At 46.8% G+C, this 26,190-nt stretch carries 24 protein-coding genes and 1 pseudogene; 8 read left to right on the forward strand and 17 right to left on the reverse strand.

The window, feature by feature from the left end; genetic code table 11:
• Positions 1–97 precede the first annotated feature (97 nt).
• The 4 genes from ACXAH6_RS07380 to ACXAH6_RS07395 all read left to right on the forward strand — a co-directional run bounded on the left by ACXAH6_RS07380 (position 98) and on the right by ACXAH6_RS07395 (position 4,496).
• On the forward strand, positions 98–1,036 hold the full coding sequence (locus tag ACXAH6_RS07380; protein WP_474876001.1) for a DMT family transporter: 939 nt from the start codon (positions 98–100) through the stop codon (positions 1,034–1,036).
• A 211-nt stretch (positions 1,037–1,247) separates the two neighbouring features.
• Positions 1,248–2,801 carry a putative bifunctional diguanylate cyclase/phosphodiesterase gene (locus ACXAH6_RS07385; RefSeq protein WP_474876002.1) on the forward strand — a complete coding sequence of 518 codons (1,554 nt, stop codon included), beginning with the start codon at positions 1,248–1,250 and terminating at the stop codon, positions 2,799–2,801.
• Positions 2,802–2,943: 142 nt separating this feature from the next.
• Positions 2,944–3,597, forward strand: coding sequence for a CPBP family intramembrane glutamic endopeptidase (locus ACXAH6_RS07390; RefSeq protein WP_474876003.1), 654 nt, complete (start codon positions 2,944–2,946; stop codon positions 3,595–3,597).
• A gap of 218 nt (positions 3,598–3,815) precedes the next feature.
• Entirely contained in the window at positions 3,816–4,496 is a 681-nt protein-coding gene (locus tag ACXAH6_RS07395; protein WP_474876004.1) for a YitT family protein, read from the forward strand.
• A 51-nt stretch (positions 4,497–4,547) separates the two neighbouring features.
• Here the strand turns inward: ACXAH6_RS07395 and ACXAH6_RS07400 are convergent, their stop codons facing one another.
• From ACXAH6_RS07400 to ACXAH6_RS07420, 5 genes are read right to left on the reverse strand one after another with little or no spacing between them, the layout of a single operon-like run.
• Positions 4,548–5,861 (reverse strand): sugar MFS transporter, encoded by a 1,314-nt coding sequence (locus tag ACXAH6_RS07400; RefSeq protein WP_474876005.1) that lies wholly within the window; start codon positions 5,859–5,861, stop codon positions 4,548–4,550.
• A gap of 2 nt (positions 5,862–5,863) precedes the next feature.
• The gene (gene nagA, locus ACXAH6_RS07405; RefSeq protein ID WP_474876006.1) at positions 5,864–6,991 is read right to left on the reverse strand and encodes an N-acetylglucosamine-6-phosphate deacetylase; all 1,128 of its coding nucleotides are present in this window, start codon (positions 6,989–6,991) and stop codon (positions 5,864–5,866) included.
• On the reverse strand, positions 6,988–7,986 hold the full coding sequence (gene nagB-II / locus ACXAH6_RS07410) for a glucosamine-6-phosphate deaminase NagB-II (RefSeq protein ID WP_474876007.1): 999 nt from the start codon (positions 7,984–7,986) through the stop codon (positions 6,988–6,990). Before nagB-II ends, nagA begins: the two co-directional genes overlap by 4 nt.
• An 11-nt stretch (positions 7,987–7,997) precedes the next feature.
• Positions 7,998–8,885 carry a glucosamine kinase nucleotide-binding domain-containing protein gene (locus ACXAH6_RS07415; RefSeq protein ID WP_474876008.1) on the reverse strand — a complete coding sequence of 296 codons (888 nt, stop codon included), beginning with the start codon at positions 8,883–8,885 and terminating at the stop codon, positions 7,998–8,000.
• Positions 8,886–8,903: 18 nt separating this feature from the next.
• Positions 8,904–11,489 (reverse strand): family 20 glycosylhydrolase, encoded by a 2,586-nt coding sequence (locus ACXAH6_RS07420; RefSeq protein WP_474876009.1) that lies wholly within the window; start codon positions 11,487–11,489, stop codon positions 8,904–8,906.
• 367 nt (positions 11,490–11,856) lie between these two features.
• On the opposite strand from ACXAH6_RS07420, the gene ACXAH6_RS07425 reads away from it, so the two are divergent.
• Positions 11,857–12,891 (forward strand): LacI family DNA-binding transcriptional regulator, encoded by a 1,035-nt coding sequence (locus ACXAH6_RS07425; RefSeq protein WP_474876010.1) that lies wholly within the window; start codon positions 11,857–11,859, stop codon positions 12,889–12,891.
• 77 nt (positions 12,892–12,968) lie between these two features.
• On the opposite strand, the gene cynS is transcribed toward ACXAH6_RS07425, so the two are convergent.
• The 4 genes from cynS to alr all read right to left on the reverse strand — a co-directional run bounded on the left by cynS (position 12,969) and on the right by alr (position 17,531).
• The gene (cynS, locus tag ACXAH6_RS07430; protein WP_474876011.1) at positions 12,969–13,418 is read right to left on the reverse strand and encodes a cyanase; all 450 of its coding nucleotides are present in this window, start codon (positions 13,416–13,418) and stop codon (positions 12,969–12,971) included.
• An 18-nt stretch (positions 13,419–13,436) separates the two neighbouring features.
• Complete coding sequence (locus ACXAH6_RS07435; RefSeq protein WP_474876012.1) at positions 13,437–15,173, reverse strand: bifunctional protein-serine/threonine kinase/phosphatase; 1,737 nt, start codon at positions 15,171–15,173, stop codon at positions 13,437–13,439.
• 49 nt (positions 15,174–15,222) lie between these two features.
• Positions 15,223–16,077, reverse strand: coding sequence for a formate/nitrite transporter family protein (locus ACXAH6_RS07440; protein ID WP_474876013.1), 855 nt, complete (start codon positions 16,075–16,077; stop codon positions 15,223–15,225).
• A gap of 377 nt (positions 16,078–16,454) precedes the next feature.
• Positions 16,455–17,531 (reverse strand): alanine racemase, encoded by a 1,077-nt coding sequence (gene alr, locus ACXAH6_RS07445; RefSeq protein ID WP_474876014.1) that lies wholly within the window; start codon positions 17,529–17,531, stop codon positions 16,455–16,457.
• Positions 17,532–17,653: 122 nt separating this feature from the next.
• Here alr and ACXAH6_RS07450 point away from each other — a divergent pair, with 122 nt between their 5' ends.
• Genes ACXAH6_RS07450 through ACXAH6_RS07460 form a run of 3 tightly spaced genes read left to right on the forward strand, consistent with a single transcriptional unit; the run spans position 17,654 to position 21,341 of the window.
• Positions 17,654–19,237 (forward strand): sodium:solute symporter, encoded by a 1,584-nt coding sequence (locus ACXAH6_RS07450; protein ID WP_474876015.1) that lies wholly within the window; start codon positions 17,654–17,656, stop codon positions 19,235–19,237.
• Between the two features lie 18 nt (positions 19,238–19,255).
• The gene (murQ, locus tag ACXAH6_RS07455; RefSeq protein ID WP_474876016.1) at positions 19,256–20,176 is read left to right on the forward strand and encodes an N-acetylmuramic acid 6-phosphate etherase; all 921 of its coding nucleotides are present in this window, start codon (positions 19,256–19,258) and stop codon (positions 20,174–20,176) included.
• The gene (locus ACXAH6_RS07460) at positions 20,169–21,341 is read left to right on the forward strand and encodes an exo-beta-N-acetylmuramidase NamZ family protein (protein ID WP_474876052.1); all 1,173 of its coding nucleotides are present in this window, start codon (positions 20,169–20,171) and stop codon (positions 21,339–21,341) included. Before murQ ends, ACXAH6_RS07460 begins: the two co-directional genes overlap by 8 nt.
• Here ACXAH6_RS07460 and ACXAH6_RS07465 read toward each other — a convergent pair.
• The 8 genes and pseudogenes from ACXAH6_RS07465 to ACXAH6_RS07500 form a co-directional block, all read right to left on the reverse strand.
• Entirely contained in the window at positions 21,331–22,179 is an 849-nt protein-coding gene (locus ACXAH6_RS07465) for a MurR/RpiR family transcriptional regulator (protein ID WP_474876017.1), read from the reverse strand. The two genes, ACXAH6_RS07460 and ACXAH6_RS07465, sit on opposite strands and share 11 nt — an antisense overlap.
• 195 nt (positions 22,180–22,374) lie before the next feature.
• Positions 22,375–22,989, reverse strand: coding sequence for a MarC family protein (locus ACXAH6_RS07470; RefSeq protein ID WP_474876018.1), 615 nt, complete (start codon positions 22,987–22,989; stop codon positions 22,375–22,377).
• A gap of 215 nt (positions 22,990–23,204) precedes the next feature.
• The gene (locus tag ACXAH6_RS07475) at positions 23,205–24,038 is read right to left on the reverse strand and encodes a hypothetical protein (protein ID WP_474876019.1); all 834 of its coding nucleotides are present in this window, start codon (positions 24,036–24,038) and stop codon (positions 23,205–23,207) included.
• Between the two features lie 13 nt (positions 24,039–24,051).
• A complete protein-coding gene (locus ACXAH6_RS07480; protein ID WP_474876020.1) occupies positions 24,052–24,462 on the reverse strand; it encodes a VOC family protein in 411 nt (136 codons plus the stop codon).
• Between the two features lie 85 nt (positions 24,463–24,547).
• Positions 24,548–24,931 carry a VOC family protein gene (locus ACXAH6_RS07485; protein ID WP_474876021.1) on the reverse strand — a complete coding sequence of 128 codons (384 nt, stop codon included), beginning with the start codon at positions 24,929–24,931 and terminating at the stop codon, positions 24,548–24,550.
• On the reverse strand, positions 24,928–25,377 hold the full coding sequence (locus tag ACXAH6_RS07490; RefSeq protein WP_474876022.1) for a hypothetical protein: 450 nt from the start codon (positions 25,375–25,377) through the stop codon (positions 24,928–24,930). The genes ACXAH6_RS07485 and ACXAH6_RS07490 overlap by 4 nt, the downstream gene beginning before the upstream one ends.
• A gap of 18 nt (positions 25,378–25,395) precedes the next feature.
• Positions 25,396–25,860, reverse strand: a complete 465-nt coding sequence (locus ACXAH6_RS07495; RefSeq protein WP_474876023.1) for a DUF6882 domain-containing protein — start codon at positions 25,858–25,860, stop codon at positions 25,396–25,398.
• 31 nt (positions 25,861–25,891) lie between these two features.
• Positions 25,892–26,128 (reverse strand): annotated as a pseudogene (locus ACXAH6_RS07500) (DUF1294 domain-containing protein); the annotation flags it as partial.
• Between the last annotated feature and the right edge of the window lie 62 nt (positions 26,129–26,190).

Raw genomic sequence — 26,190 nt, forward strand, 5'->3', positions numbered from 1 at the left:
GGTATTATTTTTAAATAACTGTATATGTTTTATATACACTTAGCGAGTTATTCTCCAAATCTGTCTCATCGAGATAACGTCACACTTGGGAGCAAACATGCAAACTGGATTTTTATATGTACTTACCGTGTTGATTTGGGGCTCAACCTGGCTCGCCATTGAATATCAACTTGGTAGTGTCGAACCACAAATATCAATTTTTTATCGCTTCGCTATTGCGGCGGTACTCATGTGGGTATTGTGTTTGGCAAAAGGTGCAAAAGTGAAGTTTGCGGTAAAAGATCACGCGTTTTTCCTGTTACAAGGCGTATGTATATTTAGCTTAAATTACTTGTTGTTGTACTGGTCTCAACACTATTTAACGTCAGCAATGGCATGTATTGCTTTCTCCACCTTAATGTTAATGAACATTGTGAATGCACGTCTGTTTTTCAAACAGCTGATAATGCCGAGAATTTACCTCGGGGCAGGGCTGGGTATTACAGGTATCGTTACACTGTTTTGGCACGATGTAAAAGATCTCGACTTCAATTCTGACGCTATGGTTGGACTAGGTTTGGCGCTGACGGGAACCTTTATTGCGTCGTTGGGCAACATGGCGTCAATAAGAAATGGGCGTCGAAAAATCAGTTTATTTTCGAGTAACAGTTGGGGTATGACCTACGGCATGATTTTACTCGCCGGGTACGCCTTAATCAGTGGCGCTACTTGGTCGTTTGACACCAGCATGCCCTATGTTTTGTCGTTGCTACATTTAGCGGTGGCGGGAACCGTGATTGCTTTTGCGTGTTATTTTGCCCTGTTTAACCGAATTGGCGCAGAAAAAACCAGTTATGCCAATGTGCTGTTTCCCGTTGTTGCTGTGTTACTGAGTACCTTCTTTGAAGATTTTGTATGGCACGACAATACGGTGCTAGGTTTTGCGTTAGTCATGTTCGGCAATGTAGTTGTGTTAACCCCCGGAGCAAGAATTCAACAAATCTTGCGCCAGTTGTTCAAACGCCCTTCAGAAACACAAGCGCAATCTACACTATAACGAAACACAGTGCAGAATACTGTCGGCTGGTATTCTGCACCGCCCCACCGTCTTGACAAACCTGCCTAGCATAAACCGCCTTTCACCTGTCATATCCGCTTAACTTGAATTAAAATCAAACAAATAACTGCTAAGCTGAAATGCTAGCCAAATGTATTAATTTGATTGAGGCCGAGTAAAGAAAACGCTTTACGCCCCCAGTACGGTAATCATGACGAAGTATCGACGCCAATTTATTGAAACCCGACTATCAATGGCTTTGCGCTCACGTGCAAAAAGCGATTTATTGATCGCGATTAGTTTCGTAGTCGGCATGACACTGTTGGGCGCTATTCTCGACCTCGATTTTTCTGAACGATTATTTCACTGGAGTCAAAAAGCAGAGCTATGGGAGCTAGACGAACTCATCATCGCTTTACTTTGGTTTGTATTAGCGAGTGTTGCTTACGCTTGGCGACGCGTAAAGGATATACAGCAGCTCAACGCTGAACTCGCCTCCCACGCATATATTGACGGTATTACCCAGCTTCCCAACCGGGCGTTAGCTTTAGAGAAACTCGAACGAAAAATTGCCCGCGCCGATCGCCTCGATAAACAAATCGCAGTGATGTTTATCGATTTTGACAATTTTAAAATGGTCAACGACACCTATGGTCATCATCAGGGCGACGCACTTATCCGCAGTGTTGGCGACAGAATTAACTCGGTTGTTCGACGAGGCGACACTGTTGGGCGCTTAGGCGGTGATGAATTTGTGGTACTGCTTCAGATAGACAAAGACTCGGCTCAACTGGTGCCAATTTTAACGCGGATTATGGCAACGCAACATGCCCCACACTCAATAAATCAGCACGAGATTTTTGTTAATTTAAGTGTTGGTATTGCCATTTACCCCAGAGATGGAAAATCGCCAGACGATTTGCTCAAAGCGGCCGACACTGCGATGTACCGGTCGAAAGAAAACGGCAAAGGTCAATATCATTTCTACACGCCAGATATGGGCGCGGCGCTCACTGAACGCTATCACTTTGAGTTAGCCATTAAAAACGCTCGCACTAATGGAGAGTTTTCGTTGGTGTATCAACCGCAATACGATGCAAAGTCCACGTCGGTAACCGGCTATGAAGCACTAATTCGATGGCAAAAAGATGGCAAATACATTTCCCCTGCGGAGTTTATTTCCGTTGCAGAAGAATCCGGACAAATTAATGCCATTGGTGAATGGGTATTGAGTACCGCGCTCAAAGAGAGTGAGTCGTTTCTCAAACCGGGCCAACTGCTGTCGGTGAATATTTCTCCTCGTCAATTTGGTCACGCCCAGTTTGCCGCGCAAATTGAGGCCTTGTTAGCAGGCTCTCAAATCCCGTCTTCTCGGCTCGAATTGGAAATTACCGAATCTGCACTTGCTAACGAAAAATACCAACCGTGCAGTGTATTGAAGCAGTTGAGAAAACAAGGCATCAAAGTCGCCATTGACGATTTTGGCACGGGTTATTCTAGCCTTAATCGCTTACGCGAACTCCCCATCACACGATTGAAAATTGACCGTGTTTTTATAGACCGGCTGATGCAATCCGAAATCGACAAAAACTTAGTGGTTGCCATTTTAGACCTCGCGAGATATTTGTCGCTTGAAGTCGTGGCAGAAGGAGTAGAAAACCAAGAACAGCTTTCTATGCTGCAAACATTGGGCTGCCAACATATTCAAGGCTATTTCCTTAGCCGCCCCATTTCAGCCGCTGACTTAACGAAAGTCGACCGATAAGCCATCACATTAACATGACAATTCGATGACGATTTTATGAACTGTGCTATTATTAATCACATATTCTGTCTTTCGATTTGTCGCCCTATTTATCGCTTACGTGTCGGCTTCGCGCGAAGAAGGGTTGGTTTGGAGTTGCACTTTGCCGGTCAATCACGCTGTTTTTCGATGGCTGGAACTTGTCACCCTATTTGCGGTGATGCCCGTCATTACCGTTTTTGTTATCGATGATCCTGAAACCTGGTTAATGCCCTTGTTGGTATTCTGGGGCGGGGTTTGTTTGTATTTGTTACTGCAAGACCCAAGTTTCAAACGATTTAGGCTTTGGCATACCCAAGCGTTTTCAGCTCATCTCAAAGCGTGTTTTTTATGGTTTTTACCTGCCGCACTGTTTATTTCTGTCTTGTTTTTTTATCTCAGGCGCGACCTGTGGTTTATGCTGCCCAGTCACAATACCGAGCTCTGGCTGGTCACTTTGTTAATTTACCCTATTATCTCTGTACTGCCTCAAGAGCTAATTTTTCGTACTTATTTTTTCCATCGCTACAAACAAATTATACCGGGTAAACATTACCGCCTAGGGTTAAGTGCTGCCAGTTTTGCCCTTGCCCATGCAATTTATGGCAACTGGATTGCTGTTGTGGTGAGCCTAGTAGGAGGACTACTGTTTGGATATAGATACATTCAAACGCGGTCAACCTTAATTGTTGTTTTAGAGCACAGTATCTGGGGAATGTACCTTTTTACCTTGGGCGTAGGCGTATTTTTCTTAAGCGGGCATGTTCCTGCCAACTAAGCGATAACCCCGTATTTGCGAAAAAGACGGGGTGAAATGTATTAAAAGCCATCACTTTTAACATAATAAATACACCAAAAACACACCTCACCAACAAGGCGTAAACTCCTGCTACCAGCTTAGCTAAAACACAGCTGCTCAGTATTTAACCACCACCTATTCGCTAATTTGTCAGTGCGTATAATACGCGGGTCTTCAGCAACCCGTATTTCTTAAACATGCAAAAAGCAAAACACAGTGTTATCGAAGATCTCTTCGCCCTTGTCAGCGCAGGTTTGTTTGTTGCGTTCGGTGTATTTTTGTTTCAATCGCAAGACTTGATGGTCGGTGGCGTAGCCGGATTGGCTTTGTTGGGGAACTATGCGTTTGGTTTAGACTTTGGCATCAACTTTTTCTTAATCAATGCGCCTTTTTATATTCTAGCGTGGACACAAATTGGCCCTCGCTTTACGCTCAATAGCTTTATCTCTGTTACCACAGTGTCAGTGCTTACAGAGCAAGTGCCTCGCTTTGTCGATATCAGCCACATTAACCCATTTTTTGCAGCCGTTTTTGGCGGTATTTTAATTGGCGTGGGTATGTTGATCATGTTCCGCCATACATCAAGCTTAGGTGGTTTGGGCATTTTAGCCTTTTACTTACAATCGCGTTTTGGCATTAGAGCCGGTACATTCCAACTTGCTGTTGATACCGTGATACTCAGCTCAGCATTTGCCTTTATTGAGTGGCATTTGGTGCTTATTTCTATTTTAGCGGCGTTTTGTTTGAACATGGTCATTTCGCTTAATCATCGACCAGAACGCTATATGCTGACCGCCAAAAAACAGCAACAAGCCGAAAGCGAACCCGAACCCGAACCCGTCGACGTTAACCACAGCGACATGCAAACGCAAAACTAGTCCACTGTTAAGAAAGCCGCTGTTACAAGCGGCTTTCTCGATATGCGAATACTACCAAGTACGCTTTTTGTGCCCAATGAGCGCATACCACCCAATCAGAATATAACCCACCAGCATCAAGGCGTACGCTTGCTTGCTATCATAGTGTTCAGCCAGTGCCCCATAAATAAGCGGGAATATTGCTCCACCTGCGATCCCCATAATTAGCAGCGCAGATCCTCTTGGCGTGAACCGACCTAAATCAGCTAACGCCAGTGGCCAAATGGCAGGCCAACACAGCGCATTGGCTAAACCAAGTAACGCAATAAGCGTGACAGAATCAGGTAGTGTTGCGACTCCACTCCAGCCCCAAAGTAGTGTGCTAATCACCTCACTGGTGTCACTGCTAAAGACCAAACACAGAGTTAACGTTACTCCGAGTATCGCCGACCCCGCCAAGGCTTGTGCTTGGTTTATCCAACGAGGGATCAAAACAAGCCCTAGTACATAGCCCAATACCATTGCACTCATCGTGTACGCCGTGAGAGACGTGACATTACTTAACCCCAACTTAGACCCGTATAAACCAATGGTGTCACCCGCAATCACTTCAACTCCCACATAGAAGAACAAAGCAATGGCTCCCAAGACTAGATGAGGGAACTGGAGAATGCTGGTTTGCTTGTCATCAGACGGCGAGGCCTCTGCCTGTATAGTTGGCAGAGGAGCTTTGAGTAATCCAAATGCCAGAACAACCATCGCGACAGCCATTCCTACGTAAGGTGTGATCAACTCATTCGACATGCCACTGATCAAGGTCTCGCGCTCTGCGTCTGACAATAGTGCCACGCTCGCTTTACTCACATCTGGGAAGTTAGACAGCACAAGATGAGTAAAAGACAGTGGTGCAAGTACCCCTGCCGCTTTGTTCAGCAAGCCCATAATGGCAATGCGTACAGCAGCAGAATCGGTTGGCCCGACCAACACAATAAAAGGGTTAGAGGCGGTTTGTAAAATAGTCAGCCCTGAGCCAACCACAAACTGCGCTAGCAAGAAAAAACCAAACAAGCGTGATTGCGCCGCAGGCACAAATAACAAAAGCCCAACAGCAACAATGCATAAACCAACCACCATGCCTTTTTGGTATCCGGTTTTGTCGAGTATCCACGACATGGGTATTGCCATGATCGCTGGAGCAATATAGAAACACGAAGCAACCAACAGCGCCTCTATTTCGTTGAGGTCACAAATGATTTGCAGAAACGGAACCAGCGCCCCATTTAACCAGGTGATGAACCCGAATAAAAAGAACAGCAAGCCTATGGTTAATATCGGTACCAGCACACTGCTATTTGATTGTTCCTGAGTGGTTGCCACACTTGTCATTGTTATTCTCCTAGTGCCACAGGTTGACCTCGTTGCCATAAATGTGTGATCGACAACGCCTCATCAACACACATAAAACTCGCTTCTTTTCCTACTGTAATCGTACCCAAACTCTCGTTAAGGCCCAGCATTTTCGCAGGCGTAAGCGCCGCCATTTCTACCGCATCTTCCAGGCTCACTCGGCACATCGACACGGCATTTTGTACTGCCTCGATCATCGTTAAACACGACCCTGCCAAAGTCCCGTCTGGCGTGGTGAGTTTATTGCCTTGTCGCAGGATCTCAGTATCGAAAAAAGGCACGCGATCTAACGAGGTTGCGGCAATTGCCATCGCATCGGTAACCAACATCACTTTGTCACGTCCTTTCGCTCGAATCGCAACTCGACAGCTCTGAGGATCAACGTGATAGCCATCGACAATTAGCCCGGCGTAACTGGCTTCATCAGCCATTGCCACGCCGACCATACCGGGCGCACGAGAAGTTAACGGTGACATCGCGTTATACAAATGCGTAAACCCTTTTGCGCCAGCCGCCAAGGCCTTATTAACTTGCTCTGCTGTCGCATTAGAGTGACCTAAGAAAACATGAATACCGGCGTTAGCTAAACGCTGAATTGTTGAAACGTCTACCGTCTCAGGCGCAAGTGTAACCATCACCTGCCCTAGCGCAGGGCGGGTTAAAATTGCGATTTCTTCATCGGTGGGGGGACGAATATATTGCTCGCTATGAACACCTTTACGTGCCGTACTGAGCCAAGGCCCTTCAAAATGTACCCCCACAATCCCAGGAACACCTTGGGCGCGAGCGTCTTCAATTGCGTGGGCCGCCTCAATCATCACGTCGACGGTATCGGTGATTAATGTCGGCATCATGGCTGTGGTGCCGTACTGTCGATGTGCTTTCATCATTGTGTACAAGGCTTCTACTGTTGGCGTTGCATTGAATAATGCCCCACCCCCTCCATTAACCTGTACATCAATCAAACCCGGAAGCAATCTGCCCGATAAGCTTTGCGCTAATTCGTGAGAATGTGCGGGCCGAATAGCGCTAATCAGGCCGTTTTCTATTTCAATTGCCTGCTGCTGTAACCACCCCTTTTCGGTGAGTATTTGATCACAAATAATCATCGTGTTTCCGTTACCTTTTTCAGGCCCGGCGGGGTATCGGGGTTTAATCCGCGCGTCACAGCCACTTGCTCTATATCGAGGTAAAAGCGCTGCATAATTTCTAACGCGTGTAAGCGCGGATGCAGGGTACTGGGCACCGTTATATCAATTACTTGGCCTCCGCGTACGCCAACGTCTGCAACTTGCTCGTTGTGCACGCTTTCACTCGCATCGGCAATAGAAACGTTAATTACAGCGAGCTTTTTTTCCACCAAGGTGACGGGCCCGTGCAAAAACTCAGCGCTGGAAAACGACTCAGCATGTACCCCCAACACCTCTTTTAACTTAAGCGCAATTTCACGTGCAATGGCATAACCAAAACCGCGTCCAAGTACTACGCAATGTTGTACGTCGGCTAACGCTGTCGCGGTCAGTTTGGCAGGCAAGGCTTGTACCGTTCGCAAGGCATCGGGTAACGCCTTAAGTGCGTTGAGTAATTGCGTGTCTTTTTGCCAATACCCCATTAGTTGGCACAACGCGCTCAAGGTACACATATAACTCTTTGTGGCGGCAACCGCTTTTTCAGGGCCAGCACACAAAGGGACAACTTCATCGGCCAATTGAGCCAGAGGTGAAGCTGTATCGTTAACTAACGCTAAACAAAATGCTCCCCCTGCTTTTGCCAACTTCATTTGATGCAGAATATCGGGGCTCTTACCGGATTGCGATATAGCCAACACAACACAGCCGTCTAACTGTAATGTGGTATCAAATACACCAGCCACAGAAGGCGCGGCAGCAAATACAGGCACTTTGCACCCTACCTCAAATAGATATTTACCAAACACACCGGCGTGGTCCGAAGTACCACGACCAATCATCATAATGGCGCGAGGAGCTTGCTGCTGAAACCTTGCTGCAATGCGCTCGCAAACACCTTGATTAAGGGTTAACTGCTGCTCAATCACCGATGCGCTAGATGCCGCTTCTTGAGACATAATACTGGGGGATGACATACATCTGTCCTTTAATTCGAGGTTTGAGTTTGTTGATAGAAGTAAACGGCTCCCCATTCAGGGCCGTGTTGTGAAGACACAACGGCTTGCTGAATGTCTTTGTCGAGCCAGGGCTGGATGACGTCGGCAACGCCGCCGACCAACACCAAGCGTTGTGCTGTTTTTTCTAGTGCTCGTTGGGCAATTTGCGAGAGATATTGAGACCCCTCTTCAACAATCCCCAAGGCCACGCTGTCTTTTTGCGTAGCTAACGACACGATTTGTGGAGAAAACTCTGCAAATTTGGCTGGAGGGGCCTGAATAAGCGCATCAACTAACGCTAAGGGCTTATCACATTGATAATAATTACATACCGCTTCTACCAATGGAGTATTTGGTTTCACGCCGTCTAAGGCTTCTAATGTGTACTTCACGGCTTGCCGTCCTAACCAAGCGCCACTCCCTTTATCGCCTAACAAAAAACCATGCCCACCAAACTGTTCAATATGGCCTTGATTGATCGCAGCTGCACACGACCCAGTCCCCACTACTAAAACAGCGCCATCGCCGCCGCCATGCGCGCCTAACATGGCGGCATGTAAATCCGAGGTAAACGCGAATTGGCCAAATGGGTGCTGCCAATCGTTTAATATCGCCACCGCGCTAGGTAAATGACCACCGGCTAGACCGGCACCAACGCTCACGTCTTTTAACGGCAATGATGCACTGAGGCCCGCATTTTCAATCGCCTGAGAAACGGCTTCAACTATCGCTAATAACGCGCGTTGATTGCCTGTCGACACGTTACCTGGCCCGGCTAAGCCCGCTCCTAATGCATTGCCATCTTGGTCAAACAAAACAGCACGACACTTTGTGCCACCGCCATCTACACCGGCGAAATAAGGGGTGTGTGAATACAAACTCGGTGTCCTCAATGTTTAATAACTGGGAGAAGATTGAATATCAGCCAGTGTGAGTACTCGGCTGACTTTGCCCGTTCCATCCAAACGGGTTCTAAACTGATAGTGTGGTTCGAGTAACTGGCCCGATTCGGCTTGTGTCCAACGCTTACCATCGTCGGAATACTCAATCACTAAACCTGGATATAAACTGTTTACCGTTACAACGCCGTGATCATTGTGTAACCCCGGCGGTGGAAGACGAAAGTTCACCTTTTCTTTCGCCAACAATGGTAAGGCATAATCAACCAATTGTTTCGCAAAGCCGGTATATGCTTGTTGTTGCAGGGTTTTAATTGTGTTTATGTCTAGGGAATCTTGTTTTACGTCATCCAACCATTCGGGCTTGTGCCACGCGCGCTCTCCAAGTGCGAATACTCTTGGGTACAACATATAGTTGAGCGTATCTGGCGTGCGAATCGCTTCGGTCCACACTTGCCCTTGAATACCCACAGCTTCACTTTTAGGGGCCACCCATTGTTGGGTAAAAGGCTGACCCATTCGGTCTGTCCACAAATATTGATGCAATGGTAAAACCTGAGGGGTGAATTGAAAAACTTTAAAGGTATCGGTGTTTTTAGATGCCCAGTAATAACCCGGCTCAAGCGGGTGATTTGCATAAGGGAAATCGAAATAAAGCACATCAGGGAATGAATACACCAATTGGCTTTTGCTGTTCAACCAGGTCGCTGCTGCTTTTTCTCCGCCGCTTGCCAATGTGTGCCACAACGTAATTAACGTGTTTTCATCTCGCTGTGCCGCAGGCAAGGTACTCATACCGTCGCTCCAGCCTCCCAGCACTAAATCAAATTTTCCCGCGATGCGCTTAACTTTCGCAACAAACTCACCCAGTAAAATATGAGCGTCATTGTCGGTTAACTCTCTACCGAACTTTGCCATGCACGCCGGTGACTGACGCCACGCCCCTCCGGTTTCATCTGCGCCCATGTGAAAAACATGCAGTGGAACACCAGCTTCGTCGTGAAGTTGCTTAATATCTGCTAAAACCTGCTCCACAAAAGCATAGGTCGAAGCAAGGCAAGGGTTTAATGTATTGTCGTTATAATACTGAATAGAATGGTAACGAGTGGTATCGTCCGGCTCGACTAGATTGGCAACCACTTCACTTTCCATTGCATGCTTAACCCCTGCGGCAATACTCTTTATTGCCGCACGCGAATGACCCGGCATGTCAAAAGACGGAATCACCTCAATATGGCGTTGCTGTGCATACTTAAGTAGCCACTCGTAATCTTCTGCGGTCAAAAAACCATTGGCTTTACTGTCGGCAAAGGGGCCACTGCCCAATTGCGGCAATAAGCACGTGTCTTCGGCTAAATCGTGGCAACGTTTCGCGCCAATCTCAGTGAGCGAACTCATTGAAGGTAACGCCAAACGCCACGCTTCGTCGTCTGCCAAGTGTAAGTGTAACTTGTTCAGCTTAACGCGGAACATTTGGTCGATGAGAGTGGCCAAGGCCTGTTTGCCCGGGAAGTTTCTCGCTATATCAATATGCATACCGCGATAGTCATACGCGGGACCATCGGTTATTTGCACCACGGGTAGCTGTTTATTGGTGTCTTCAAAGAGCTGCGACAATGTCAGTAGCGCGTAATCTCGACCGGCGAGATCACTGGCGATAATCACGACTCGCCCCATATCTATGTTGAGTTGGTAATGCGCTGGCTGAAGTGTTGCGTCGTGTTGAAAAACGACAGGCATACCCGAGGTTGAAAGTGGTATGCCCACAAGTTCGTAAAGTGAACGGATTGACTCTGGAACCGCCTCTTGAATCGCTAAACCGTGCCGAACGTCTACTATGCTATTGGGTGATGCACCGGTAACTTGTGTTACTGCCGGAATCACGCGTCGGGGAAGGTTGGCTGACGCCATCAGTAAAGCATTTTGCGCCGTTTCAAACTGCTGATAATGTGTGTAGAACCACGCGCCATCGGCCAACGGCATGGCTTCTTCTGGCGAGCGTTGATATTGACTGGGCTGATCATAATTCCCCACATGGGCTGCATAATTAACACCGGTATTGGGGTCGTTTACATCAACGGTAGCAAGCAACAACTCAGGGCTTAATCCTTGTGCATCTACATACCAGTTAGGCATGACATCAGACCGCGCGGCTTGCCAAAATCGCCCGTGTACATTTAACGTAATTCGCTGACCCGCCTTCAAGGATTTAGCCGGTGTTAGCTTGTGCAAATCGCCATTAATATGCGTGAGTGTGAAGGTGTGCTCTGTCAGCGCAAGCAGTGGAGTAATATGACTAAAATAAATAGCCCAGTCTGTATCAGGTAGGGTTTCAGGTAAGTCTAAAGTGATACGAGAAGTAAAGCAGGGTGCTTCGATGCCGGCTGTCACGCACGCGTTTGCACTTCCGTTTTCGATCACTTGATATTTCACACCAAGTGTACGGGCAAACTCTTTCAATTCAGCTTGCGAAGTCTCTTGCTGAGACTGGCAACCCACGCCCACTGCAACCAGCAAGACCAAGAGTACATTACGAATTCCCTGCGTTAACATGGGCTTAGTTCCACTACATAGTTTTATCATTCACCGCTCTCTTTTTTATTCTTGCTGGGCGCTCAATAATTGATAACGCTGTCATTATAGTAAAGCAAACGCTATTACCTTATAAATTATGAGAAGTTTGCAATGCGAGCCTTTCAACCTTTGATAATTTTGACAACGCTGTCATTAAAATCAACTTTACAACATGTCTATTCTTCATGCAAACTTTTATTAACAACAAAGTACATCAATTGTTCAATTAGGCTCATCCAACCACGCTAAGTGGTTGATCACTCGGTATTTCAACGACTAACAAAAACTATCTTTTCGACGTAAAAAGCTGAGATAATAAGCCAAGTTCAACGTGATTAATTCCGCCAGGAAACTGGCCAAAGCAGGATTGTGTGGTGTGAAAACAACCATTAAAGATGTCGCTAAACTCGCTGGAGTCTCGTTTAAAACCGTATCGCGCGTGCTCAACAGCGAACCCTCGGTAAAACCAGATACGATTGAAAAGGTAAAACAGGCCATTGCCCAGTTAAATTACCAACCCAATGCCGCAGCCCGCAACCTCGCTGGCACAAAAGCCTACGCCATCGGTTATGTTTACGACAACCCGAATGCTTATTATGTGATTAACATGCAGAACGGCATATTGAACGAATGCCGCGAACGAGGGTACGAACTGCTTATTCACCCTTGTAATGCCAATAGCCCAACGGTGATCGAAGAAATTGCACAAATGATCAAACGCTCTCAACTAGCAGGTCTGGTGCTCTCTCCACCCTTGTCTGAAATGGCTCCTTTTATGGACATGCTCGACGACATTGACATGCCATACGTGCGAATTGTGTCGGGCAGCGTAACAAAAAGAAATCAGCGACCTTGTGTATTTATACACGACAGAGACGCATCGAAAGATATTGTTGAACACATGATTGAACAAGGGCATAAACGCATTGCGTTTATCTCTGGTGACAAAGGCCACCGCTCTACAGAAGAACGTTTACTCGGCTATCGCGAAGCCCTGCTAGAACACGATCTCTCGCTCGACACCGAGTTAGAAATAGACGGAAAATACGACTTTGAATCAGGCGTAAAAGGTCTCAAGGCGTTGTTGTCGCTAGACGCACCGCCCACGGCTATTTTCGCCTGTAACGACGAAATCGCGTCGGGGGCATTATTTGCTGCCCGGTTAAACGGTAAAGACGTGCCTCGTGACATTGCCATCGCCGGTTTTGAGAACAGCCCTTTTTCACGCCAAACTTGGCCTAAACTGACAACCGCGGCCCAGCCAACGGATCAAATTGCGCGTCGGGCCACCGATACTTTGATCACCATGATCCAATCAGGAAGAAACGAGAAATATGCCCAAGAGGGCGTGCAACACGTGCACTTTCATCCTGAGCTTGTCATCCGCGAATCGACCTACCTCCCCGACTAACGTCGTGTTGAGGCAATAATACGATAAACAGGGCCGCGTTTTATGCTGTTGCGCATACCGTGGCCCAATCGCCCGCACTAATAGGTTTTATACGGTAAGAACTTACCAGACAATACAATATTGACTCGATCCCCTTTAGGGTCAGCTTCGCGCTGAATATCCATCGAGAAATCAATCGCACTCATGATGCCGTCACCAAATTCTTCATGAATTAACTCTTTTATTGTCGTGCCATACACATTGACTACTTCATACCAACGATAAATCAGAGGATCAGTGGGCACAGCCGTTGGAAGTGAGCCTTTATAAGGCACTATTTGTAACCAAGCCACAGCTTCATCCGGCAGCGAAAACAGCTCTCCGACTTTTTCTGCTTGTGCCTTATCAAATGTCATCTGCCCTAAGCAGGCGGCAGTAACCCATTCTTTTGAATGGCCAATGACCTCAGCAACCTGCGCCCACGTAATGCCTTTTTGCACTTTGGCCGCGACAATCATTTCGGTGACTTGCTCTCTACTTGAAATCATAATTTCTCCATGAGGATATTAAGGTTTAAAGGCCAATAAAAATAAAATAACCAATGCAAGTAACGCACTAATGCCTTGCCAAAAACGCACTGGATGCCGCTCAACTAACGGCGCTTTAGTTTGTTTTAAATAAGTTTTATTGGGTTGATGTAAATCGAAAATGAACTCAGAGATGGCTTCGTAACGTTTGTGAGGACTAATTTTTACTGCACGCTCAACCGCCATATCAATCCACACAGGGATTATCGACTCTTCACCGCTGAGCGGTTGATACTTAAGCTTGCGCTGCTGCGACAACGTACGCTGCTGAGACACCGCGTTGCCATAAGGGAATCGCCCGCTTAACAAGTAATAGGCCAACACCCCCAATGAAAACTGATCTGATGCGCTGGTCCCAATTTCACCAACAAAATATTCAGGTGCGGTATATAGGGCGGTACCAAGAATGGCTTCTTGTTGCATTGCGGGTGAGTATTCGATCAGCCCTGCGACTCGGGTTGAGCCAAAATCAATGATTTTCACCGACCCTTGTTGGTCAATCATGATGTTCTCTGGTCGCAAATCTTGATGCACCATTTCGAGTCTATGAAACGCACGTAACCCCGCTGCAACTTGCGTAATAATATCTCTGACTTGCGCAATTGAAGGTTTAGGGTTGTCCACCAGCCACTGACTTAACGACTGGCCTTGTAAGTACTCACACACAGTATAGACACTGGTTTTGTTTGCACTACCGTGAAACGCTTTTAGCACATAAGGGCTATTAATACGCCTGGCAATCCATTCTTCTAGCAAAAATCGCTCTAAGTAATCATTGTCATGACGCAAATCGATGGAGGGAATTTTTAACGCCGCAAATTGCTCAGACAAGCGGTGCTTGGCAAGGTACACATGGCTGCGTGAACTGGCGTAAATTTGTCGTTCAATCACATAATCGTCGATGGTATCTCGAACTTGTAACACCGGTGGCAGAGTTAAATTGGCGAGTTCTTTTTCAACCGGACTGTGAAGCTGCTCTTCAATGGCATTAACACGCACGATTTGGGCCGACAAATTGTCATCACTGCCGTTTTGCCACGCTTGGCGGATCAGCGCTTTTGCCATCGCCGGTAAATCTTGGCTTTGAAGCAATTGTTCCGCTGTTGTCTTCCCATCAATGTGTTCATAGACCCCATCGGTTGCCAGCAAAAACATGTCATTAGCTTGAACCTGCAGCCGTTGGTAATCGACATCAACTACTTCATTCACCCCCAAAGCGCGACTCAGCACACTTTCATGCTGGCTAACCCATACTCGATGATCGGCGGTGAGTGCTTCTAATCCTTGGGGTTTAACTCGATAAATACGCGTATCGCCAACTGAAAACAAATGCGCGGTGCGACCTTTTATAATTAGTGCCGCGAACGTACACACATACCCCTTCTCTCGTTCAAAGCGATATTCGCTCTGACGAGATTGGGCAAATAACCAGGCGTTGATTGCGCGAATGACTTGTTTTCCTGCGGTTTCCACCGTGAGTGCATCGCTTGTGCAATAGTAGTCATTCAGAAAAGTGTTAACTGCGCTGACGCTGGCCATTTGGCTGACCTGACTGGTACTGATACCGTCGGCCATAGCCAGGGAGATACCCTTACTATGCCGTTCCTGCCCTTTGGCAAGGTTAACTGCACAATGGTCCTGATTCTCTGCTTTGCGCCCTTTATCAGAGGCTTGTCCCACATCCACAGAGAGGGCAGTAGCAAGGGTAGTTGTCATAAAGCACACCTCAGCTTGGTTGGGGGCACTGAGGTGGTGTCCTTAAAACTTACAGTGCGCCGGGCACAGGCTGCGCGTCAGTCGGCGCGGCAACCGGTTGAGGACGCTTAGGCGCTGTGCGCACGTGAGTGCTGTACAAGGTCAACCCTGTGAACGCTAAACCACCTACCAAGTTACCCAGTGCGGTTGGGATCTCATTCCAGATGAAGTAATCCATAATAGAGAAATCGCCACCCATAATCAGACCAAATGGGAACAAGAACATGTTCACCACTGAGTGCTCAAAGCCCATGAAGAAGAACAGCATGATAGGCATCCACATCGCCAGTACTTTACCGCTAACAGTGGTTGAAATCATTGCGCCAACTACACCTAGTGAAACCATCCAGTTACACAACATACCGCGGATAAAAATAGTAAACCAACCAGCACTCCCGTATTCGGCATAACCCAAGGTACGAGACTCACCAATTGCCGCCACTTTCGTTGCAATGGCACCACCATCGGTATTGAAGCCGTAGGTAAAAACAAAGGCCATCATAAAGGCCACCGTGAGTGCACCGGCAAAGTTGCCGATAAACACCAGCCCCCAATTTCGCAATATCGATTTAATTGTGACACCGGGCCGACGGTCGAGCCAAGCTAGCGGTGCCAATACAAACACACCAGTTAATAGGTCAAAGCCCATAAGATAAAGCATGCAGAAGCCCACTGGGAACAGCACTGCGCCCAACAGGAAAATACCTGTTTTTGTTGCAATTGTTACAGCAAATACAGCTGCCAACGCCAAAATTGCGCCAGCCATATATGCACGGATAACTGTGTCACGTGTTGACATGAACACTTTTGATTCACCAGCGTCTACCATTTTGGTGGCAAACTCTGAAGGGAGTAAGTACGCCATCTTGTGTTTCCTTTAAGTAATAGTCATGAGCTAACGCCAAAACTTCTCTGGGTATGCCAACCAGCGATTAACATGCATACCCACAAAAGTTCCGAACACCACCTGTGGTCAATGACAATATTCAGGCAAAAAAAAACGCCCCCAGCTTTCTTATTTCAGAAAACTGATAGGACGTCTTTGTCGTGTTGCTTAAATTGTCAGGACCAATATGATCCAGATGATGAACTAAAGCTTACAATGTACGTGCCAAAAAAATTAAATACAAAAATATCAACAAGTTAACTCAATCTGGCGCTAACTAATAAAACAAAACCTAAATAAAAAAGATCAATGCAGTGCAGTTGAGCACTCTAATTGTGCATACAAAATAGGCACTTTTACACGCGTATTTGTCGTGGTACTCGCACAGATACACGCGTCATGAGTTCATAGGATATCGTTTGCGCACAGGCCGCCACTTCATCAATGCTGATGGTGTTTCCCCACAACTCAACCGTATCTCCCACTTTCACATTGGGTAGGTGTGTGACATCTATGGTGATCATATCCATAGACACACGCCCCACTAGTTCAGCTCTACAGCCATTTACCGCGACTGGCGTACCATTACGACAATGGCGCGGGTAGCCGTCGGCGTAGCCTATGCCCACAACCGCAATGCGACTATCTTGTTCTGCTTGCCACTTAAAGCCGTAGCCGACATGTTCGCCTTTCGCTATGGTTTTCACTGAAATTACAGCTGCCTGTAAGGTCATGACCGGACGAAGCGTTGGCAATGAGGCCTTGTTTAAACCAAAGGGAGAGGCGCCATACAAGGCAACGCCCAATCGATTCCAATTTCCACGGGCTTTTTCCCAACCGATTGCGGCTGGAGAGTTGGCAATACTCACCGGGAGTTGTGTGGCCTTGGCTACCGGAAGAAATCGTTCAAGTTGCACACTTGTCACATCACTGTCGAGTTCATCGGCGCAGGCCATGTGTGTCATTAGATGGGTTTCGTCGCTCAGTAACTCACGATGTTGCTCAACTAGCGCTGGAATGTCATCGTAATCAAAACCTAGTCGATGCATACCGCTGTCTACTTTTAACCAAATCGCTGGCCGCTGTGACGCAGGCAAAGCCTGAAGCCAGCTTAAATGGTCGCGGTCGTGCACCACCAAAATAAAACCGTTTTCAGCAGCAAGCACACACTCATCAGACTCATGAGGCCCTTCAAGAATAACGATAGGCGACGTGATGCCTGCCTCTCGTAACGCAACGGCCTCTTCAATTATCGCCACAGCAAACCTGGGGCAAACGTCTTTTAACGCTCGCGCCACTTCCACCGCACCGTGTCCGTAGGCATCTGCTTTAATAACCGCTAAGTGCTGGCTGTGTGGGGCCAAAGTCTGTAATTGGGTAAAATTGTGCACGAGTGCACTGGCATCGATAAAAGCTGTGGTTTTTCTACTCACCCAAACGCTCGCTGATTAATCGTGAAAAGATATGTTAACTCGCTGATACCAAATTAGTATTCGCGATTTACACTGGTTACAGAATTTTCTATTCTTAATTTTTGAGTTTCACCAGAGTCGCTATGTTAAGCCACTACTCACTGCCCGACCTAGTCGTCTTTATCGCCTATGGCTTTTTATTGGTCGTAAGTGGCTGGTATTTCAATCGACGCACGGGAAATGCTGGCGACTACTTTCTCGGTGGTCATGCTATGCCCGTTTGGGCCGTGGCTGTTTCTGTATTGGCCACCTCTCAATCTGCCGCTACATTTATCGGCGGCCCTGATCAGGGGTACCGTAACGACCTGACCTATATTACTACGACATTAGGCGCTTTGCTTGCGGCATTTTTTGTCGCTCGATATTTTATCCCTAAATTTTATCAATACCGTGTGTTTACTGTATATGGTTTGTTGTCTCACCGATATGGTGGCAACACTGCCCAAATGGCAGGCGCTGTCTATATACTCGGTCGTGTGTTTGCTAGTGGCGCCAGACTATACATGGCCGCCATCGCCGTTAGCATGATTCTGTTTGGCGACATACAAGCAATGCAGTTGATATTAGCCGTGGTGCTGATTACTGTAACAGGCTTACTGTACACAATCGTCGGCGGTATCCGTACGGTAATTTTTAGCGATGTGCTACAAGCGATTATTTATATTTCAGCAGCCATAGCAGTGATTATCGCCTTGCTCATAACGATACCCGCTGACTGGCACGACATAGTGAACGCACTACACGGTGGTGGGCAACAAGAGCAAGTGAACAAGCTGCGCTGGTTAAACACTGAATTGGATTTTTCTCCTTCGGGCGTTTTTTCCATTTGGTCGATATTAACGGGCTTCGTTCTTCTTAATATTGCCGCCTTTGGCCTAGACCAAGATATGACACAACGCATGCTAACCTGTAAAAATGCGAAAGCAGGAAGCCGGGCGATGTATTTGTCGGTGTGGATGACCTTACCGGTGATGCTACTGTTTATTGTGATCGGCTTATTGCTGTATGTGTACTATCAGCAACCATCTCTCATGCAATCCCATGTGAATAGCCCTTCGCCCACCTTTTCTGGTGCGCCGGTCACCGTGTTTATGTTTTACGTATTAACCACATTACCGGCTGGCGTCAAAGGGTTGGTGACCATTGGTATTGTTGCGGCGGCATTGTCGACACTCAATTCAGGCCTCAACTCTATGGCGAGCGTGTTGGTAAAAGATTTTTATCAGCCTTGGAGCGAAAAACACACCGCACCAACCGCTAATGCTTCAGCAATAACGCCTGTTTTTGCCGGAAAGGTTGCCATGTTTTTTGTTGCTACCGCACTCGGGGCAATGGCCTGTTTGTGCTTTTACTGGCAACAGTATTCCGACTTACCTTTGCTACAATTTGCGCTTGGCGTAATGGTATTTTCATACAGTGGGTTACTTGGCGTTTATTTTAGTGCACTGTTCACTCAACGAGGTAATGCCCGCTCTGTCGCTTACGCATTGGTTGTCGGGTTTATCGTGCCCTTATTATGCCAGCCCTATGTCATGCAGTATTACTTACCCGTGCAGTGGCATTTTTCTCTTGGCTTTACGTGGCAACTCATTATTGGCACCGTATGTGCGTTTTTCGTTTGCCAAATTGGTCGCCAACCCCACTCTTCATCTACAATAACAGCTTAATGTAATACGAGATTTTTGATGACTTCGACTCAAGACAGCTTACTGTCAACACTCAACCAACTCACTTCAGAAAGCCGCAACCCAGATACCATGAACATGGACCAGTTGGATACGCACGCACTGTTGGCGGCAATAAATAAAGAAGATGCAAAAGTCGCCCATGCCGTCGCCCAAGCCATTCCTTATATCGCTAAAGTGGTAAATGCAGCAACCGACGCCATTAAAGCGAAAGGGCGATTGTTTTACATTGGTGCTGGTACAAGCGGTCGGCTAGGTATTTTAGATGCGGTGGAATGTCGCCCGACTTTCAGTGTACCCGACGAATTGGTGCAAGGGATTATCGCTGGCGGCGAAACAGCGATTCAACACGCCGTTGAAGGGGCGGAAGATAATGCATTGCAAGGTAAACTCGATCTACAGGAAAGAGGGTTTACAAAACAAGATGTGCTGGTAGGTATTTCGGCCAGCGGGCGCACCCCCTATGTACTCGGCGCATTAGCCTACGCAAAAGAAGTGGGTGCAACCACCGCGTCGATCACCAACAACCCGGGGGCTCCCATGCTGGCAGCGGCAGACATTCCTATTTGTGCCGCCGTTGGTCCTGAATGTTTAACTGGCTCAACACGCATGAAATCAGGCACCTCACAAAAACTCATCTTAAATATGATCAGCACCGCAACCATGATTCGCTTGGGCAAAACATACGAAAACCTCATGGTCGATGTGAATGCAACCAATAAGAAGCTACACGCTCGTGCTATTCGCATTGTGATGCAAGCAACCCATTGTGATGAAACACTTGCCGCCGATGCGCTTTTAGCCGCAAACAACCATGCAAAACTGGCAATTTTAATGGTGTTAACAGGCAAACCCGCCGATGAAGCAAAAGCGCTTCTCGACCAAAATAGCGGATATTTACGAGCCGCCGCCCATGCTTAAATGGTTCATCTGTATTATTGCTATTAGCTACAGTGTTTTTGCATTAGCTAACGTACCAACACCATTGCCCAGTGCAGCGCAACCTCAGCAATACATGCCATTGCTCAACAATAAACGAGTAGGTTTGGTAGTAAACCAAACCAGCGTGGTTGACCATCAACATCTGGTTGATAAGTTACTCGCCGATAACGTAAAAGTAGAGGCTGTATTCGCACCAGAACATGGTTTTCGCGGTGACCACGGTGCTGGCGCAGTCGTAAAAGACGATAAAACCAAAGGCATTCACGTTTATTCAATTTATGGCAAAAACAAAAAGCCCAGCCCGCCAATGCTGGCCAATGTGGATGTATTGCTATTTGATATTCAGGACGTAGGCACCCGCTTTTACACGTATATTTCGACCTTACATTATGTTTTAGAAGCCGCTGCGGAACAGGGCATACCGGTTGTAGTGTTAGACCGCCCAAACCCCAATGGAGCCTTTGTCGATGGTCCCTTGCGGCAACCGGGCTTTGCATCGTTTGTTGGGCTAGATCCCGTCCCATTACTGCACGGCATGACAGTAGGCGAATTAGCGCTGATGATCAAAGGTGAAGCATGGATAAATCAGGCCGACAAGCTCGCGCTTACCGTGATCCCCGTTCTCCATTACAACAAAACAATGCGCTATTCTTTGCCTGTGCCTCCCAGCCCGAATTTACCTAATGATCAGGCTGTGCAGTTATACCCTTCATTATGCCTGTTTGAAGCAACGGTCATGAGCGTTGGCCGTGGAACTCCCTACCCTTTTCAAGTATTAGGGCATAACAAAGTGCAACTTGGGGACTTTGCTTTCACGCCAATCAGTATGCCTACGAGCGCGCCCTCACCAAAACTACAAGATACCGCGCTTCTGGGCTTAGATCTGCGAACATCTCAAGTACGGGGTTTACAACTCACTTGGCTAGTAAGAGCACATGCAGCGTTTAAACAAGCGGGCCTCACGTTAATTAATCGTCCCGACTTTTTCGACAAACTCAGCGGCACTGATGCATTGCGCCTAGCTATCGAGTCGGGGCTTAGTGAAGATGAAATAAGACAAAGCTGGCAAGATGACCTCAATAGCTTTAAACAAAAGCGGGCGCCATATTTGCTTTATCCAAGCTCGCCAGTAACTATGCGTTAGCTTTAAACGCGTTCACCACTTCGTTAGTGGTTGCTAAGCGCTGACGCCCTTGAGGGTAGGCTTGGGTTAAAGCAATAAACAGCATATCTACCACGTGTTCTTGAGCTAGCCGAGACAACATAGAAGAAAGGCGCGCAGTGGTTTCATCTGTGCCAGAAAACAACGTCACCTCAGCTAGCCGAGACAAGGGGTTTACCCCATATCGCGTGATCGTAATCACTGGGGTGCCAGTTGCCTTCCCTCGTTCAGCCACTTTTAGCACTTCCGACGTGCTGCCAGACTCGCTAATAGCAATAATCACATCGCGGTCGTCACAAGCGGCAGCCAAGGCCATTTGTACATGGCTGTCTGACTCTGCAAACGCGCTCATTCCCAGCTTTTGCAGCTTATAGCCAAAATCTTTGCACACCAACCCAGACCCACCTAACCCACACAACACGATACGGCTGGCACTTTTTAGTAATTTTACGGCACGCTCAATTTGCACTACATCGTTTAGATGACGTGTTTCTTGAAGTACATTGTGCTTACTAAAAAGGAGTTTATCGGCCATTGAATCGAAGCTGTCATGTAGGCTAATTTGACCATGTATAGGCGCATTTACCTGTTCAGCACTAAAGGCTTCGATAACCGCTAATTTGAAAGCAGGATAGCCGCGAAAACCGAGCTTTTGCGCGAATTTAACCACTGAGGACTGGCTAATACCGACAACATCGGCAAGTGCAGGTGAAGATAAATCCCGGATTGCACTGGGGGATTCAAGAGTAAAGTTAGCTAGCTTCTGTTCGTTTCTCGACAACGAGTGCTTTAGCGCTTTAATCCGCACAAATAGAGACATATTCCTTCGCCTTAATCTGATAAGTGTCGCTATGGCTAGGTATCATTAGCAATCCCGCTAACTACCTGCCAAAGCTTCAATGAATACTGAATATCAGTCTTTCATTTGTATGACTATAGAATAATAAGCACTCAATTAACAGAGGCCACAGGTACAATCAGCGCACAGGCCCTCAAGCAATGGGTTTACACTTTATTAAGAAACGACATTTACCCACTTCTCAATTCCTAAGGCTTCCATGATCAACTCGATAGACAGCGCAGCTAGGATCATCCCCATAATGCGGGTTAACATTGAGGCTCCCCCATTCCCGATTAAGCGAATAATCCCACCAGACAACAATAATAAAATGAGTGTAATGAGTAACACGCCAATCATGGTAGCGCCGGTTATCATTTGCTCCTGAATCGAATACACATTGTTATCGGTGATCAAAATAATCGCTAAAATAGCCCCGGGAGAAGCCGTAGCCGGTATGGCGAGGGGGAACATAGCAATATCGTGTTGCGGCTCGCCTTTGTTGTCGGCTGTCGGTTCTGCAAAAATCATTTGTAAACCGAACAGAAACAGGATGATGCCACCAGCTACTTGGAATGAAATGAGGCTGATCCCCATTGCAGTTAACAATATTTGCCCGACAACCAATGCGCCAACCAAAATTAAGGTAGCGTATAAAATCGTTTTCAGTGCGGTAATGCGGCGAGCCTTGGCCGACATCGACGCCGTCATGCCCGCAAATAGCGCCATTGATCCGATAGGATCGATAGTGGCCCAAATAACCAAAAAGTCATGAATGATTTTATCTAGCACAAACAACCTTAATATTGAGATGAAAAAATGAGATGCGAAGTAGCCAATACAAAGCAGAGGCTGTTTCGTGATACCAAGTAAACTACTGGAAATATAGCGTATCGCCAACGGCAATTCGCCAAGTGACTAAAAATACTCGGTCGATGCTGAGGTACAGCCCTTTGTGATATTGTTAGCCTTTAGCTCGACGGGTAATCCCTATTATCAATAGCGCACTACCTTGTGCCTGTTGGTGTGTCAACGCCACTCTCAGTTATCACTACCACCCCAGTCTGCGCGGGAGGAATTTGATACATAAGCGGATTAATTTGTTCATTAATAGCGGCGTTTCTAACAAGATCCGATACCGCTATTTTTAAGTATTTTAAGTCCTTAGCGTTGAACGGAATATCGTTCCCGTCAGAATCGATAACTTTTTTGATGGTCGCTCGCATCAATGACTGAGTTGGTACATCAATCTCAATTTCCATATATCCCCTAGCTTCCATCGTTACTCTGTAGGTATTTGTGATTTTCAATCTATCAGATAGACCAAAAGCACTAACTAATTGCCCTAACGCTTTTGCGACAGCCGTTGTTTGCTCTTCAAGCGTTTCGGTTAAAAACAATTGCACTCTGTTTTGGCAGTACGCACAGTTAACCACTTCCCATGGTTCTCCGATCAGCTTTTTGGGGATTTCGACTTTCTTAAGCGACGATAGATAATCATCGGATGCCTTTTTTAGATTATCCATGTATTTTTGATCTTCGCTACTCGTTGGCATTTGTTGATTATAGGTTGCCCACGCTGCCGAGGAATCTGCCTCATCGTTCAAAAATATGTGTTTCCAACTGACCGAATACGTCGATATTTGATACCTTCCTAAGTCGACAACATTGACCGTGTACAGGTCAGAAGCTCCTGGTTGTGTGTGTTTGCTTACCCATGTATTCGCCGCTGTGCTTTGCATTGCGGGACTGCAATAGTTGCATTCTACATACTCGTTAGCGCCAGCTTGACCAGACAAAAGAAAAATAAAAAACACACCTAACATCATCTTAATACGCACTGAAAAACTCCTCTTATCCCGCCACACTGGGCTGAATTAAATCCCATTTGTTGCCATACAAATCTTGGAATACCACTACGGTGCCGTACACTTCTTCGCGCGGAGCTTCATTGAATACCACACCATTTTTTTGCATTACACGGTAATCGCGCCAGAAGTCGTTGGTGTGTAATATCAATAACACCTGACCACCCGCTTGATTCCCTACAGCATTTAATTGTTCTTCATTGGTAGCTTTCATCAACAATAACTGAGTACCCGTAGAGTTAGGCGGCGCAACAACCACCCAGCGTTGATCATTGCCAAGGTCAGTGTTTGTGACCAAATCAAAACCCAATTGTTGAGTGTAAAACGCGATGGCCTCATCGTACTCTTTGACGAGTAGGGCAATACTGCCAATGTGTTGTTTAACAGGTGAAGACATTCAAAAATCCAAATACAAAAAATGAATGGTAATCTGTGACCTTGCGCGACATGCCACAGTATTGACTAGAAAACGAGTATCCGTATTACTCAGCTTTAATAGAGACTTTCCATGGTGGATTAAGCCTATTTTCTCCTGCCCAATACAGTTTAATTTTGTTGCCTGATGGGTCTTTCACCACAGCTTCTTTCCACAAATAGCGCTGGTCTGTAGGCATTTGCTCAAACTCAATGCCTTTTTGGCTCAATGTGTCACATAACTCATCCAGCGCTTCATGTTCAAAATAAATTACCGTTGGGTTGAGCGTTGCATCACTCTCCAATGACAGCGAAAACGTGGCGTCACCCTCAGGGCAAGAGAACCGAGCGTAATGGGGTGTATCCACAATTTGAGTAAAGCCAAGAGTAAGATAAAACTGCACCGCTTCCGACATATTTTGTACGGGAAGCGTTACTTGATTGAGCCTCATTGTTTTGCCTTCAATACTTTTATCAGGTTCCAGAAACCCTCTGGTGGTTCAGGGAAGAAGTCTTTGTGTTCTGTGGCATTCACCACGTTGCCTTCATGGTCAAAGCTCAACTCGATTTTATAATATTCGGTAAACATCACTTCAGACGTTTCACTGGGTTCATCAAACGACGGGAAACGTTTTGCCACTGCGTCACCGGTATGTTCATGGCCCAAATTAATATAGGTTGCTTGCAATAATGCCCCACCCTCAATCAACGGAGAATAATGTAACTGGATATCAAACAAAACCAGTTGTTCAGGGTCGGCATTTGGCAAGTGTAGTGCGATGTATTCCTGACTTTGTTTTGCAATCTGCTGGGCATTGAGCGTGGCTAACTGACCGAAATCATTGGCTACGCAAGCGCCTGCGAAAAACAAACATGCAAATAGTACCTTCAGCATCATACCGCCTTATAGAATGGACTAATGTTTGGCAACACTGAGGTCAAACAACGCATAGAAATACCAAAGGTCATCTGCTGGCACACGATAAACCCCCAGCCCTTCCAGTACATGCAGTGACATTGCCGTCATTTCCCACGCCATTTCTTCATCAACCTCTGACGTAGGCTCTTCGAACATAGCAATATCTGTGATTTCGGCCAGCGTTAATAACTTCGCAGCTTGCTCTCGCAGTGAGTCTGAAAACGCTTGGTTGTGCCAGCCCCACATCCAAGAACCGGTTGACGGTACAAATGTGCCAATGGGAACAAACCGAGCGGTAACCGTGTCGCGCCCTTCAGCACTAAAAGTGATCAATTCAGCTTCTGGGTCTAAATCGTATCGGTCGAAATGCCCGAGGCCAAACTCTTCCTCTAGCCTGTTTTGTTTGCTCTCTAATTCATCATAGGTTGAATCGAGAAAGTCTTGAAACGCTTCATCGTTCATAAGTTGGAGTATCCAAATTTCATCGAGCTAGCTAAGTTGTCACTGCGGCCCAAAAGGTTGTGTCGGCATAATCTGCAAGATAAACCGTACGAATGAGCGCTAACATAGCAACGTTGAGTATTACTGTCAGCCAACACCGCCATTTAAATGAAGTTTTTATCGACTTATGCCGCAACCAATATTGGGCGTAAAGCGCGCCGGGCCAGCCACCACACAACGCAAAAAAATGCAGGTGTTTTTCAGGCACTCGGCGACGAGACTTTTTCGCCGCTGACTTGTCCTAGGCGTACAGAACGAAGGTTATTGCGCTTAACCCTAGATAAACGTAGA

The organism is Alteromonas sp. ABE4_545 (assembly GCF_056161325.1).